The organism is Acidimicrobiales bacterium, assembly GCA_036270875.1.
Classification (GTDB): domain Bacteria; phylum Actinomycetota; class Acidimicrobiia; order Acidimicrobiales; family AC-9; genus AC-9.
The window spans coordinates 1-13,705 of record DATBBR010000015.1; the positions used below are offsets into that span (position 1 = coordinate 1).

Below are 13,705 nucleotides of genomic sequence, written 5' to 3' on the forward strand. Positions count from 1 at the left end.
CGTGCCGGGAGGCCCGACCATGAGTACACCCCGCGGCCCGACGGCGCCCGCCCGGGCGTAGCGGTCGGGGTGGGCGAGGAAGTCGACGACCTCGCTGACCTCCTGCTTGGCCCCCTCGTAGCCGGCTACATCGCCGAAGCGGGTCGAAGGTCGCTCCTCGTCGTAGAGCTTGGCCCTCGAGCTGCCGACGCCCATGATCCCCCCCGCCGCCCGGGCCGTGCGACGGCCCAGGAACAGGAACAGTCCGAGGAAGAGCACGAACGGCAGGAAGGAGAGGATCGTGGGCAGCACCGAGCTGCTGGGGCCCACACCGGTGATGGTCACGCCGTGGGCTTGGAGAGTCGAGGCGAGCTGGTTGTTGCCGAGGGCCAGGGGGATCTGGGAGCTGTAGTGCTGCCCGGCCTTCCCCTTCAACGTGCCGGTGACCTTGCCGTTGGGGTCGATGGTGGCCGTGGACACCTGATTGGCGTTGACCTTGTTGAGGAAGGTCGTGTAGTTCAGGTTGGAGACCGGCGGGGCGCTCGCCATGCTCGGTATGAACAGCAGCCCGACGGTGGCGAGGATCCCGACCACGAGGAACCAGATCCGCCAGCGAGGGGGCGGTGGTGGTGGCGCCGGCCGCTTCGGCGGGTCCGTCGGCGGGCCGGGCTTCGGTGGGTTGGAGTGATGCTGGCCGATCACGAAGAGTGTCCCCCTCGACACTGGTCGAACCTCCAACCTACTTCCCCAGAATCGCTCGCACCCCCCCGGGCTGGGCGTCAGTCCCCGTGGTGCTGACAGAGGCCCCCCGCCGGGGCGTGGACGGTGGGCGTCAGGAAGGGTTGGGGCTACGGTCGCCCACTGTGCTCGGCGACCGGCTCCACGGACTGCCCTGGTGGAAGTCCGCGGTCGTCTACCAGATCTACCCGCGGTCGTTTCAGGATTCCAACGGTGATGGTGTCGGTGACCTGGAGGGCATTCGCCGCCGCCTCGACCATCTGGCGTGGCTGGGCGTGGATGCGCTCTGGCTCTCCCCCTTCTTCCGCTCGCCGATGGCCGACTTCGGTTACGACGTGGCCGACCACTGCGACGTGGACCCGATGTTCGGGACGTTGGCCGACTTCGACGACCTGGTCGCCCGGGCGCACGAGCTCGGCATCCGGGTGCTGATCGACTGGGTTCCCAACCACACCAGCGACCAGCACAGGTGGTTCGTCGATGCGCGCTCGGCGCGGTCGTCGCCGCGACGGGAGTGGTACGTCTGGCGGGACGGGCAGCCCGACCACCCGCCCAACAACTGGCGGGGCACCTTCATCGACGGACCCGCGTGGACCTGGGACGAGGGCACCCGCCAGTGGTACCTCCACCTGTTCCTGCCTCAGCAGCCGGACCTCAACTGGGCGAACCCCGAGGTGGTCGAGGCCATGCACGGCGTGCTGCGGTTCTGGCTCGACCGGGGAGTCGACGGCTTCCGCGCCGACGCGATACATGCGGTGGGCAAGGACCCGCTCCTCCCGGACGCCGACGCCAAGTGGACCGGCATGCCCTGGTCTGCGCTCAACGACCACGCCGCCACCCATGACATCCTCCGCCAGCTGCGGCGGCTGATCGACTCCTATCCAGGCGAGCGACTGATGGTCGGTGAGGTCTTCCTGCTATCCACCGCGGCCGTGGCGCGCTACTACGGTGAAGGCGACGAGCTCCAGCTGGCCTTCAACTTTCCTCCGCTCTTCGCCCCCTGGGAAGCAGGGGCGTGGCGCCACCGCATCGACCGAGTGGTCGAGGAGCTCGATCCCAGGGGGGCGTGGCCCACCTGGGTGTTGTCGAACCACGACAATCCACGGCACCGAACGCGCTACGGCGGCTCGGAGGGCCGCGCCCGCGCCGCCGCCGTGCTGCTGCTCACGCTGCGGGGCACGCCCTTCATGTACGCCGGCGAGGAGCTCGGACTCGACAACGCCGACATCCCCGCTGAGGCCCAGCTCGATCCAGGAGGGCGCGACGGCTCCCGAGCACCGATGCCCTGGGACTCTTCACCCGACCACGGGTGGCGCTTCGATGGTCAACGCCCGGGGGCAGCTCCGTGGTTGCCATGGCCGCCGGAGGCCGAGCTCCGGAACGTGGCCGCCCTCAAGGACGACCCGACCTCCATCCTCCACCTCTACCGCCACCTCCTGGCCGCCCGGCGACGGTCGCCCGCCCTGTCCACCGGGTCATGGTCGCCCCTCCCGAGCCCGCCTGACGTGCTTGCCTACGAGCGAGCGGCGGCAGGCGACCGCCGTGTGGTTGTCGTCAACTTCGCCGATCACGAGGCTGCGGTCCCCGTGCAAGGTGGCGCCTGGCGGGTCGAGGTGTCCTCCGACGGCCCGGTCGACTTGGAGCCGTACGCCGGCGTCGTCCACGGACCGGGCGCCGTTGTCCTGACCGAGGCGCCTTCCTGACGGCGCCCGCTGCTCAAACCGCGATGGGCCGGTGCGAGCGGGCCTCCAGGACCAGCTCGCCCCGGCCGCCGACCGCAAGCGCCCCCTCCCCCGCCAGCAGCTGGCGAAGCGGCTCGCCCACGAGCGTCCGGCGCCACCCGCTGGCCAGACGGGACTCGCCAGCACCCCGCAGCAGCGCGTGCAGGTCGGCCCGGGTGGCAAGAAGGGGAGCGTCGATCCGCAGCTCGCTCGCCCGCTGGGCCAGCCAGGCCCCGGCCAGCGTCGCAACTGGACGCAGGCGGCGCTCGACCTGATCGGTCGGTGGCTGCCGGAGGGCGTCGTCACCGAGCTCCAGCCCGGCCCGCACGGCGTCGAGCAGCCCCGCCGCGTCCGCCGCCTTGGCCCGGCGCCCGTCGAGCCCCCGGACACCTGCCACCTCGGCCGTGGTGGTTGGCGGCCGCTGGGCGATGGCAACCACCGCCAGATCGGGGAGGATGAACCGCGAAGGTCGATCGGTCGCCGCGGCGCGGCGCTCCCGCCAGGCGCCCACCGTCTGGGCCACGGCTCGTGACTTGCCCCTGAGCTGGCGGGCCTCCTTCAGTCGCCACCATGCCTCGTCCGGCTCGACCCGCCGGCTGGGGCGGGACAGAAGGATCTCGCACTCTCCCTCGGCCCAGCTCAGCCGGTCGAGGCGGTCGAGCTCGACTACCAGCGCTCGGTGCAGTTCGAGCAAGTGCGCGGCGTCGGACGCTGCGTAGTGGCGTTGCTCGGCGCTGAGGGGGCGTCGAGTCCAGTCGGTGAGGCGATCCCCCTTCGCCAACCGGTGGCCGAGAAGGTGCTCGACCAATGTCGTCAGCGACGGAGCCGAGAGGCCGAGGAAGCCAGCCGCCAGCTGGGTGTCGAACAGTCGGCGGGGCTTCGTCCCGCACGCCAGCTCGAGCACTTCGAGATCCTGGTCGGCGGCGTGGGCCACGGCGAGCCCTGGTCCGTCCAGCACCCGGCGCAACCCGGCGAGGTCGACGCGGTACGGATCGACCAGGGCGACTCCCCCGGGCCAGACCAGCTGGACCAGGGCCAGGTGCGGGAAGTAGGAGCGCTCGCGGTGGAACTCGGTGTCGAAGCCGTACACCGAGGCGGCCTCGATCTCGGCCACCAGCTCGTCCATGGCGGGCTGAGCGTCGACCCAGCTCGGTTCGGCCAGATCGCTCAGCCCTTCACGAAACCGGTGTCGTCACCGGTGACCTCGTCCAGCATCGACCCGAAGCCCCAGACGTCGTTGTCGAGCCGATGTCGGGTCATCGCGTCCGACGCTACCGTACGGCAGGCTGCACCGGCCGAACCTGCAGGGGCCGAGCGCGGTCAACCGCCGTAGCTCATGCGGGTGTCCTCCATTCGCAGCGGCAGGGAGCTCTCGTCCCCCTGAAAGCGGGCCTCCACGACCTCGCCCACGAAGAGGATGTGGTCTCCCACCGGCACTCGCTCGCGCACCTCGCAGTCCAGGTAGGCCAGGGCCTGGTCGAGAATCGGCGCACCGGTCGTGGCCTCATGGAAGGCGAAGCCGTTGAGCGTCCCGGCCTCCTCGTCAGACTCGACCGGCTTGACGAACTTGCGCACGATGGCGCGGTCGTCGCGGTCGACGATCGAGAGACTGAACGCGCCGCCATCGTCGACCAGGGTGGCGGTGAGGGCCTCCTTCTCGACGCTCACGGCCACCAGCTTGGGATCGAAGGCGACCTGGGTGACCCAGTTGGCGGTCATGAGGTTGCGGCGCCCGTCGGCTCGACTCCCGATGACGTAGAGCCCGCTGGGCATCGTCCACAGCACACGCCGGCGCAGCTTGTCGTACTCCTCGGGATCAGCCCCCGGTGGAAAGGGGCCGATCAACCCGCTCGTAGCTCCGGCCATGGTCTCGAACATAGCGCCGGATGACGGCCGGCCATTGCGACAGGAGCGAGGCGTGGTCTGACCACCACGCCGCGCTCGCTCAGGAGTGGGCGAACGTCGTCGCCCGGGCGCGTGCCGCCTGCAGGGCCCGCTGCGCGGCGTCGGCCTGACTGATGACGGCGGCCAGACCCGCCGCCCGGTTGGACCCAGCACCCTTGTCCAGGTAGTGGTTGGCGAGCTGGTATGCGGTCTGGTACGCCGTGTTCAGCTGGTCCGTCAGGCTCTGATCGGGACTCGGGAGCTGGGCGTGAGCGATGGTGGCGTCGTCCTGGAGCTGAACGCTGACCGCTTGCAGGCCGCCAAGGTCACCGGCCTGGGCGGTCTTCGTGACCTGGTCGAGCTCGGAGCCGATCTTGGCGCTCGAGGCCGTGAGGCCCACTCCCTGCGACCATCCGTTGACCCGCTGCGACAACGTGCCCGAGACGTCGGGCCCCGACGAGCAGGCGGTCACCAGCATCGAGGCGACGACCAGAGCGGCCGCGGCGGTCATCCTCTGCTGCTTCATGCTCCGCCCGGTCCGTCCGGCGCGAAGCCCCGGCGCAGCGTGTTCTCCGTGACCACCCTGGGATCGACGAACTGCAGCAGGTAGTCGGGGCCGCCCGACTTGGAGCCCACGCCCGACAACCCGTGGCCACCGAAGGGCTGGCGGCCGACCACCGCGCCCGTGATCCCCCGGTTGACGTAGACGTTGCCCGCCTGCAGCTCGTTCGACGCCAAGGCAATGTGCGCAGGGGAGCGGGAGAAGACGCCGGCGGTCAGCGCGTAGTCGGTGTTGTTGGCCAGCGCCACGGCGTCAGCGAAGGAGGCGGCCCGCAGCACAGCCAGCACCGGGCCGAAGATCTCGTCTGTGGCCAGCGGCGCGTCAGGTGCGACGTCGGCGACAACCACGGGACCGGCGAAGTAGCCCGACGGGGGCAGGTCCGTTCGCGACAGCACGACCCGGCCCTGGGTGTGCGCCGCCGCGGTATAGGTGTGCACGCGGGCGTGGGCGTCGGCGTCGATGAGCGGCCCGACCTCGGTCGCCATGTGGCGCGGATGGCCGATCGACAGCTCGAGCGCGGCACCGCTCAGCCTCGTGACCACCTCGTCGAACACGGGCTCCAGCACGATCAGGCGCGAGGCTGCCGAGCACTTCTGCCCGGCGTAGGAGAACGCCGAGTGCACCACGGCGGGAATGGCCTGGTCCAGATCGGCGTCGGCGTCGACCACGATGGCGTTCTTGCCGCCCATCTCGGCGACAACCCGCTTGACCTGGCGCTGGCCGGGACGGTGCGCGGCGGCGGCGGCGTTCACCTCCAGTCCTACCGCCTTCGAGCCGGTGAAAACGACGAAGCTCACCCCCGGGTGGGCGACCAGGTGCGCCCCGACCACCTCGCCGACCCCGGGCAGGAAGCCAACCACCCCTGGTGGCAGGCCGGCCGCAGCCAGGCCTTCGATCAGCATGGAGGCGACGGCGGGGGCCTGTTCCGCCGGCTTCAGGATGACGGCGTTGCCGGTCACCAGGGCAGCGGTCACCATCCCAGTGGGGATGGCGAGGGGGAAGTTCCACGGTGCGATGACGACACCCACGCCCCGGGACTGGTAGGTGAGGCGATTGGTCTCCCCCGGTGGTGAGTCGACGGCGCCGCCGAGGTCCAGGCGCAGCATCTCCCTGCCGTAGTACTCGCAGAAATCGATGGCTTCGCACACGTCGGCGTCGGCCTCGGCCCAGGGCTTTCCCGCCTCGAAGATCTCGAGGGCGGTCAGGTCGGTCCGGCGGGCGCGCATCCATTCCGCCAAACGGAAGAGGACCGCCGCCCGCTCGCGCGCCGGCGTCCGCCTCCACTGCTCCCAGGCCCGGGTTGCCACCTCGACAGCCCGATCTGCTTCGTCCGGCCCGCAGGACGCCGAGGTCGCCACCACGGTGTCGGGCGCCGCGGGATCGACGGAGACGATCGTCGATCCGGTGTGGATCTTCTCGCCGCCGATCACCGCCGGTGCGTCGAGGCCGCGTCCTCCACGCTCGAGGGAGCTCCCCGTGCGTTCCACGACCGCGGCGAACTCCCAACGAACGCCGGCACGCCGCCACTCGGCCACCGGCTCGTGATGGTACGGGCCCGACCGGCTCGGATCGGTGGCGGGACGACTGGCGGGACGCGTGGGACCAGGGAGCTCGCCCGCCTGCGGCGCGACCAAGAGGTCGTCGAGACTGCGGTGCTGCGCGAACTGACGACGCACGAAGCTTTCGTTCGACGTGTTCTCGAGGAGACGCCGGACGAGGTAGGACATGCCCGGAACCAGCTCGCCCATGGGGGCGTACACGCGCAGGCGCAGCCCGAGACGGCGGATGGCAGCGTGCACCGGCTCGGCCATGCCGTACAGCATCTGGAGCTCGTAGCCGGAGTCGGGGATGCCGAGCCGGCGCGCGTAGGCGATGGCATAGGCGAGCGACCGCAGGTTGTGCGAGCCGAAGGCGGCCCTCACCTGCCCATGGTGATCGTGCAGCAGTCGGGCGCAGCGCTCGTAGTTGGCGTCGGTCTGCGCCTTGTCCTCGAACACCGGGACCGGCCAGCCCTCGGCTCGGGCCCGCACGGTCTCCGCGTCCCAATACGCCCCCTTCACCAGCCGCACACCGAGGGGTCGGGCGCCAGGGACCGTGGCGGCGCGCCGAGTCGACCACGCAACGAGGTCGGCGAGATCGGCGGCGGCGTCCTTCAGGTAGGCCTGCACGACAACCCCCGCGTGCAGGGGGGCCAGGTCCGGCTCCTCGAGCAGGCTGCGGAACAGCTCGAAGGTGAGCTGCTTGGCGTCGTAGTCCTCGGTGTCCAGCCACACGAACGCACCGCGGTCGACGGCGAGCTTGAGCAGGGGGCGCAGGCGGTCGGCGGCTCGGGCAACGGCCTCGGCGCCGGTGAGCGGTGCGAACCTCGGCGCCAGGGCGGTGGGCTTGATGCTGACGCTGACGCGAGGCAGCGGTCCTAGGTCGTCCCGCTCCAGGTGATCGTCCGGCGCCCAGCCGGTACTGGCATCCAGCAACACCCGCAGGACCTCATCCACGCGCACCGCATACCGGTCGGCCTCGGCGCCGGTGAGCGTCTTCTCGCCCAACAGGTCAATGGTGAAGGCCGTCCCCCCGCGCCACAGGCGCTCGAGCCGGCCGGCCACCTCGGCCGGAGTGGCCCCCACGATGAACTGCTGGGCCATGCGGGCGATGTTGCGACGGGCGACCGCGGCCGACAGCCGCTCGCCGCGCGGCAGATGCTCGGCCACGCCGACGCCCAGATCGAGCAGCCGGGGGGCATCGGCCCCGGCGAAATACTCATGGAGATGCCGAAGCGCGTCGGCGTCACCGGTCGTTGCAGGGAACACGTCGACCAGGCGGAACAGCTGGGTCTTGAACGACGGGTTGGCCATGGCCCAGGCGAGCATGCGCTCGCTCCACCATGACAGCCGGTAGACCCGGGCCCGCTCACCAGAGCCGAGCTCGGCGATGCACCGAGCCAGGTCGGTGACTTCCGCCTCGAGCGGTGGGGCCACAACGGCCAAGGTACCCGGCTGGTACTGAGATCAGCCGTCAGGCGCGGCCTGGCGCCATCCCGGGTCGAGCTGACGGAGAAACTGGCGACAGCGCTCCGCCTCGTCGGTCTCACCAATGGCGCCAGCGACACGAGCGAGCCCGTCCAGGCACCGTAGGAATCCTCGGTTCGGCTCGTGGGACGAGCGCACGTAGCCCGACCCCCGCCAACCGGCGGCCCGCAGCGCATCCAGCCCGCGGTGGTAGCCGACCCGAAAGTAGGCGTAGGCCTCGACGTCGTCCCGGGCCAGGTCGCCCAGTGACGCCCAGGCCTCGAGGAAGCGGGGGAAGGCGGCGGCGACCTTGGCCACGGCCGCTCGCCGCTCGCCGCTCACAACCTGAAGCGCGGCGCGCAGCTGCTCGCGAGCAGGAGCCGGGGCCAGAGGCAGCTCGGTCTCGGGCGGGCTGCCCGACAGCGATATGGGGGAGTCGTCGGCCACGTCGAATCGTCGCACATAGGCTCGCCCGCCGATGACCACGTCGCCCGGAGACCGGCTCCCCGGCTGCAAGTTCTGCGACATCGTGGCCCACGAGGTGCCCACCGACCTGGTTCTCGAGGAAGGCCAGGTGTCGGCGTTCCTCGATCAGCGCCCGGTGTTCCCGGGCCACGTGCTGGTCGTGCCGAGGGCCCATTTCGAGACGCTCGTCGACCTGCCGCTCCCGCTGATCGAGCCGCTCTTCGCCGCGACCCGTCGGGTCGCCGCCGCCGTGGCCCGGGCGATGCAGGCCGACGGCACCCTGGTGCTGATGAACAACCGGGTGAGCCAGAGCGTGCCTCACCTCCACGTCCACGTGGTGCCCCGACGATTCAAGGACGGGCTCCGCGGTTTCCTGTGGCCCCGCCAGCGCTACGCCGACGAAGCCATCGAGGCCGAGGTGGCGGCCGCCATCCGCGCCGCCCTCGGGGCCGATCCGGTCAGCGACCCCTGAGGCCGGCCGCCCCGACCGCTACCCGAAACGGACGAGATGCTGGTCCCGTCTCCCCCGGCGCAGCAGCAGATAGCGGTCCCGCAACAGGTCCTCCGGGCCCAGCTGGCGGGCTCGGTCGACCTCGCGGCGATTGTTGACGTAGGCGCCCCCCTGCTCGATGGTCGAGCGGGCGGCCGAGCGGGACGGGGCAAGGCCGGTCTCGACCATGGCCTCGACGAGCGAAAGCCCGCCGTCCGCCAGACGGTCCCTCGACCAGGTGCTGGAGGGGGCATCAGCGAGCACGTCGACGAGGACCTCCTCGTCGAGCTTGGCGATCTCCTCTGAGAACAGCGCCGCCGCAGTGCGCTCGGCGTTGGCCGCTGCCATCTCGCCGTGGACCAGCGCGGTCACCTCGCGCGCCAGGGTGCGCTGAGCCTCCCGGGCCTCGGGGTGGGTGGCCACGGCGGCGTCGAGTTCCTCGATCCGCCCGTGATCGAGCCAGGTGAAGTAGCGGAGGTAGGTGCCAACCACGCTGTCCTCGGTCCGCAGGAAGAACTGGAAGAGCTGGTACGGGCTGGTGCGCCGCTCGTCCAGCCAGACGTTGCCGGACACGGTCTTGCCGAACTTCGTTCCGTCGGGGCGCACGACCAGGGGCCAGGTCAGCCCCCACGCTTCGGCGCCTCGCACGCGCCGGACGAGCTCGATGCCCATCGTGATGTTGCCCCACTGGTCGCTTCCACCCAACTGCAGCCGACACCCGTAGGCGTCGAACAGCCGAAGGAAGTCGTAGGCCTGGAGGAGCATGTAGCTGAACTCGGTGAACGACATGCCCTGCTCGGGCGTGTCCAGCCGGGCCCGCACCGTTTCCTTGGCGATCATCTGGCCAACGCCGAAGTGCTTGCCGACGTCCCGGAGGAACTCCAGCAGCCGCAGCGGGCCCAGCCATTCGACGTTGTCGACCAGGACCGCCTGACTGGCGCCGGCCGTCGGGGTGAAGTCGAGGAACCGACCGAGCTGGCCACGAATGCCGGCCATGTTGGCCTCCAGCGTCTCGGCTCCCAGCAGCTGACGCTCCTCGCTCTTGCCGCTCGGGTCGCCGATCATCCCCGTACCCCCGCCCGCAAGGGCGATCGGCCGGTGGCCGGCCTCCTGGAGGCGGCGCAGGTTGAAGATCCCGAGGAGGTGGCCGACGTGGAGGCTGTCGGCGCTGGGATCGAACCCGGCGTAGGCCGTCAGCGGCTCCCGGTCGAGGATGGTGGCCAGCTTGGCGTCACTCAACTGCTGAACGAGACCACGGAACTGGAGGTCGGCAAAGAATCCACGCACGCGGGCCAGCCTGCCACGGCTGGCCCGGACCAGACACCACGTTCCACGGCCGCTCTTACTCGGGCCGCCACCTGGCTCTAGTGACGCCTTGACGACGTCGCAAGGGCGCAACGATGCCGATGGCGCGACCCTGGAGTCATGGGTGCTCGTCTCTCCCGCCAGGCGATCATCGAGGCGGCCCGCACCCTTCTGGCCGCCGAAGGCATCGAGGCGGTGTCCCTGCGTCGGGTGGCGGGGGCCCTGGGCGTCACCGCGCCGGCGCTCTACGCGCACGTAAAGGACAAGCACGACCTCCTGCAGGGCGTCGCCGACCAGGAGGGCCGGCGGGTGATCGAGCGGATCCAGTCCATCCCCGAGACCGAGCCGCTGGCCCTCATCCGGGCCCGGAGCCTGGCCTACGTGGCCTACGCCAAGGAGAACCCGGCGCTGTTCAAGGCCATCTTCATGGTGCGGCCCGAGCTCACGGCCCAGCCCAAGGACGCTGAGGCGATGGCCACCATGGCGCCCGAGGAATTTCAGGTCGGTGCGGCACCGGTCTTCGAGCTCGCCCGTGCCGGTCTGCTCGGCAGCGTGGACCCACATCTGGCGGCGCTGACCATCTGGACCGCGACCCACGGCGTGGCCACTGTGATCCTCGCCGGGCCCGAGTTCGATCCCGACCTGGAGCGAGCGCTGGTCGAGACGGTGATCGACGCCGTCATCGCCGGGCTCACCGGGCGCCGACCGTAGGCCGGCCCACGATGCCGGCCCCCTGGCCGGCGGGGAGCCCGACATAGGCTCGAGGCCATGAACCGTCTGTCCGCAGAGACCAGCCCCTATCTGCGCCAGCATCAGGACAACCCGGTGGACTGGTATCCGTGGGGCGAGGAGGCGTTCGCGCGGGCTCGCACCGACGACCGACCGGTCATGCTCTCCATCGGGTACTCCTCGTGTCACTGGTGTCACGTGATGGCGCACGAGTCCTTCGAGGACGAGCACACGGCCGCCCTGCTCAACGACCGCTTCGTCAGCATCAAGGTCGACCGCGAGGAGCGGCCGGACGTCGACGCGGTCTACATGGAGGCCGTGCAGGCCATCACCGGTCGGGGGGGGTGGCCCATGACGGTCTTCCTCACCCCCGACCGGCGACCGTTCTACGGGGGCACCTACTTCCCCAAGGACGACCGGGGCGGGCTGCCAGGGTTCACCACGGTGCTGCAGGCCATCGACGCAGCGTGGCGCGACCGGCGCGACGAGGTTGTCGGCCAGGCCGAGCAGCTGGTGGGCGCAGTCGAGGCCCGGCTGCAGATCCCTACGGCCGGCGCCGGCACCGGCCGACCGCCTGCTGCTCCCGCCGAGCTCCTGCAGGGGGCCTTCGCCGCCCTCCAGAGCGCCTACGACCCCAGCTGGGGAGGGTTCGGGTCCGCTCCCAAGTTCCCCCAGCCGTCGATGCTCGAGCTGGCGCTCCGAGCCCACGACCGCTCGGGCGGGGACACGGCGCTCGCCATGGTGACGACCACCCTCGATGCCATGGCGTCCGGCGGCATCTACGACCACCTCGGAGGCGGGTTCGCCCGCTACTCGGTCGACGGCCGCTGGATGGTGCCGCATTTCGAGAAGATGCTGTACGACCAGGCCGGGTTGGCCCGCATCTACCTCCACGGCTGGCAGGTGACCGGGTCGCCGCACTGGCGACAGGTGCTCGACGAGACCGTGGAGTACGTGCTGCGCGACCTGCGCGCCCCCGAGGGCGGGCTCTACTCCGCCGAGGACGCCGACTCCGAAGGCGTGGAGGGTCGCTTCTATGTCTGGAGCCTGCAGGAGGTGACCGACACGCTCGGCCCCGAGCTGGCGCCGGCGGCCATCGACTGGTACGGCGTCACCGCCGCGGGCAACTTCGAAGGCTCGAACATCCTGCACCGCCCCCAGCGGGCTGATCTGCTGCGGCCTCCGGCGATCGAGCGCGCGCGACGCCTGCTGTTCGCGCATCGGGCCCGGCGGGTACGGCCCGGACTGGACGACAAGGTGCTCACCGAGTGGAACGCCATGTTCTGCTCGACGCTGGCCGAGGCCGCGGGGGCGACCGGTCGGCAGGACTGGCGGGAGGAGGCCGTCTCGGTCGCCGAGTTCCTGCTCGGATCCCTGCGACGAGACGACGGGCGCTGGCTGCGCTCCTGGCAGGGGGACTCGAGCAGCGACGGCAGCGACGGTGGCCGGCGGGGTCGAGCCGGCCATCTGGCGGTCGCGGCCGACTACGCCTGGCTCGTCGATGCCTTCACCCGACTGTCCGAGCTCACCGGCCAGGCCCGCTGGATCGAGACGGCCAGGGCCACGGCCGACGACCTGCTCGCCCTGTTCTGGGACCCGGCGCAGGGCGGGCTCTTCACGACGGGCGAGGACGCCGAACGGCTCATCGTCCGCTCGAAGGAGCTGTTCGACGGGGCCACGCCGTCGGCGAACTCGGTGGGTGCCGTCGCCCTCGCCCGTCTGGCCGCCCTGACCGGTGAGGTGCGCTATGCCCAGGCCGCCGAGGCCATCCTCGCCTCGCTGGGAGAGGCCATGGCCACCCAGCCGACCGCCTTCACCCACGCCCTGGGCGCCGTGGATCTCGTCGCCGATGGGGTCACCGAGGTCGCCGTCGTCGGTGACCGTCCCGACCTGGTCGGCGCCGTGCACCGCAGCTACTTGCCCCGCGCCGCGCTGGCGTGGGGAGAGCCGTACCGGTCGCCGCTGTGGGAAGAACGACGAGACGGCCTGGCCTACGTCTGTCGCGACTACGCATGCTTGACACCGACGTCGACGGTCGTGGACCTGGAGGCCCAGCTCACAACCCGGTAACGATCTATCCCTCGACGCGTCGGCAACGGAGGGCATGATGGAGCCCGTGAGTCGCACCGGTCTGTCCTCGCCCCGGCTCGACCTCGCCGGGGCGGAGCTCCGGCTCCTGGTCCTGGCCGAGCGCCCGGACGAGTACCTGGCGGTCGACGTCGATTCTGGCGCGTTCGTGCGGGCGCACGGCAGCACCGATACCGACACCGGCCCGAGCCACATCCTGGACGTGATCAAGGTCGAGCTGGCGGACAATGTGCACGCCAGCGACCTGTCGCAGCCCGAGGCGGTCACCATGGCGGGACCGGCGCGACCTGCCCGCCGGGTCCGTCGGGGCCGGGTGAAGCGGTACCTGCGCGCCCTGGTGGCGCCCAAGGGTGAGCCGTTGCTCGGCTTCCCCGCCGCGGCCACCCCGTACTGGACCCTGAACGGGACTCGGCCGTCGCTGGCCCTCATCGCACCGGACGATGGCCTGGTGGTCACCAAGCGCCAGCCCGACGACACCTTGTGGGCCCGGTTCCACTGGGATGGCAGCCAGTATCAGCTGCCCGTCGACGACGCCCGCCTGTCGGCCGCTTTTGCCGGCAACGAACGGGCCCGTCTCGGCGGCCGGGCCCTCTCCCACGCCCTCGGCCATCGCCCCCAATACCTGCTGGTGGCCCTGGCCCCGCCGCGCAACGGCCACTGCTACAAGACGCTGGTGGCGGTGCTCCCCCGGCAGTGAACCGCCAGCCGCGGGCTTCCAGCCGGCCCGAGGAAGCGGTCG

At 71.1% G+C, this 13,705-nt stretch carries 12 protein-coding genes; 5 read left to right on the plus strand and 7 right to left on the minus strand.

The features are described 5' to 3' along the window. On the minus strand, positions 1-702 hold a 702-nt coding region (locus tag VH112_01330), incomplete at its 3' end, for an ATP-dependent metallopeptidase FtsH/Yme1/Tma family protein (GenBank protein ID HEX4538860.1). Between the two features lie 140 nt (positions 703-842). Between VH112_01330 and VH112_01335 the strand changes: the two genes are divergently transcribed. Further along, positions 843-2,420: an alpha-amylase family glycosyl hydrolase gene (locus VH112_01335; GenBank protein ID HEX4538861.1), complete on the plus strand. Its 1,578-nt coding sequence runs from the start codon at positions 843-845 to the stop codon at positions 2,418-2,420. Between the two features lie 13 nt (positions 2,421-2,433). Here the strand turns inward: VH112_01335 and VH112_01340 are convergent, their stop codons facing one another. From VH112_01340 to VH112_01360, 5 genes are all read right to left on the minus strand, one after another. Continuing rightward, the gene (locus VH112_01340; protein HEX4538862.1) at positions 2,434-3,609 is read right to left on the minus strand and encodes an HRDC domain-containing protein; all 1,176 of its coding nucleotides are present in this window, start codon (positions 3,607-3,609) and stop codon (positions 2,434-2,436) included. A gap of 149 nt (positions 3,610-3,758) precedes the next feature. Continuing rightward, complete coding sequence (locus VH112_01345; protein HEX4538863.1) at positions 3,759-4,304, minus strand: flavin reductase family protein; 546 nt, start codon at positions 4,302-4,304, stop codon at positions 3,759-3,761. Between the two features lie 79 nt (positions 4,305-4,383). Continuing rightward, the gene (locus VH112_01350; protein HEX4538864.1) at positions 4,384-4,848 is read right to left on the minus strand and encodes a hypothetical protein; all 465 of its coding nucleotides are present in this window, start codon (positions 4,846-4,848) and stop codon (positions 4,384-4,386) included. After that, positions 4,845-7,859 carry a proline dehydrogenase family protein gene (locus VH112_01355; protein ID HEX4538865.1) on the minus strand — a complete coding sequence of 1,005 codons (3,015 nt, stop codon included), beginning with the start codon at positions 7,857-7,859 and terminating at the stop codon, positions 4,845-4,847. The genes VH112_01350 and VH112_01355 overlap by 4 nt, the downstream gene beginning before the upstream one ends. A gap of 30 nt (positions 7,860-7,889) precedes the next feature. Next, complete coding sequence (locus VH112_01360) at positions 7,890-8,351, minus strand: DUF3151 domain-containing protein (protein HEX4538866.1); 462 nt, start codon at positions 8,349-8,351, stop codon at positions 7,890-7,892. Positions 8,352-8,367: 16 nt separating this feature from the next. Between VH112_01360 and VH112_01365 the strand changes: the two genes are divergently transcribed. Further along, a complete protein-coding gene (locus VH112_01365; protein ID HEX4538867.1) occupies positions 8,368-8,826 on the plus strand; it encodes an HIT family protein in 459 nt (152 codons plus the stop codon). Positions 8,827-8,844: 18 nt separating this feature from the next. Here VH112_01365 and tyrS read toward each other — a convergent pair whose 3' ends face one another. Then, positions 8,845-10,131 (minus strand): tyrosine--tRNA ligase, encoded by a 1,287-nt coding sequence (tyrS, locus tag VH112_01370; GenBank protein HEX4538868.1) that lies wholly within the window; start codon positions 10,129-10,131, stop codon positions 8,845-8,847. Between the two features lie 138 nt (positions 10,132-10,269). Here tyrS and VH112_01375 point away from each other — a divergent pair, with 138 nt between their 5' ends. The 3 genes from VH112_01375 to VH112_01385 are packed head-to-tail and all read left to right on the plus strand — an operon-like array spanning position 10,270 to position 13,663. Then, positions 10,270-10,860 (plus strand): TetR/AcrR family transcriptional regulator, encoded by a 591-nt coding sequence (locus VH112_01375; GenBank protein HEX4538869.1) that lies wholly within the window; start codon positions 10,270-10,272, stop codon positions 10,858-10,860. A gap of 57 nt (positions 10,861-10,917) precedes the next feature. Beyond that, complete coding sequence (locus tag VH112_01380; GenBank protein ID HEX4538870.1) at positions 10,918-12,948, plus strand: thioredoxin domain-containing protein; 2,031 nt, start codon at positions 10,918-10,920, stop codon at positions 12,946-12,948. Between the two features lie 46 nt (positions 12,949-12,994). Beyond that, the gene (locus VH112_01385; protein ID HEX4538871.1) at positions 12,995-13,663 is read left to right on the plus strand and encodes a hypothetical protein; all 669 of its coding nucleotides are present in this window, start codon (positions 12,995-12,997) and stop codon (positions 13,661-13,663) included. Positions 13,664-13,705: the final 42 nt, after the last annotated feature.

Bases quoted from the DNA above. Each gene is read 5' to 3' on its own strand.
- VH112_01350 (HEX4538864.1), bottom strand. From the start codon at position 4,848: ATGAAGCAGCAGAGGATGACCGCCGCGGCCGCTCTGGTCGTCGCCTCG.
- VH112_01380 (HEX4538870.1), top strand. From the start codon at position 10,918: ATGAACCGTCTGTCCGCAGAGACCAGCCCCTATCTGCGCCAGCATCAG.
- VH112_01345 (HEX4538863.1), bottom strand. From the start codon at position 4,304: ATGGCCGGAGCTACGAGCGGGTTGATCGGCCCCTTTCCACCGGGGGCT.
- VH112_01375 (HEX4538869.1), top strand. From the start codon at position 10,270: ATGGGTGCTCGTCTCTCCCGCCAGGCGATCATCGAGGCGGCCCGCACC.
- VH112_01365 (HEX4538867.1), top strand. From the start codon at position 8,368: ATGACCACGTCGCCCGGAGACCGGCTCCCCGGCTGCAAGTTCTGCGAC.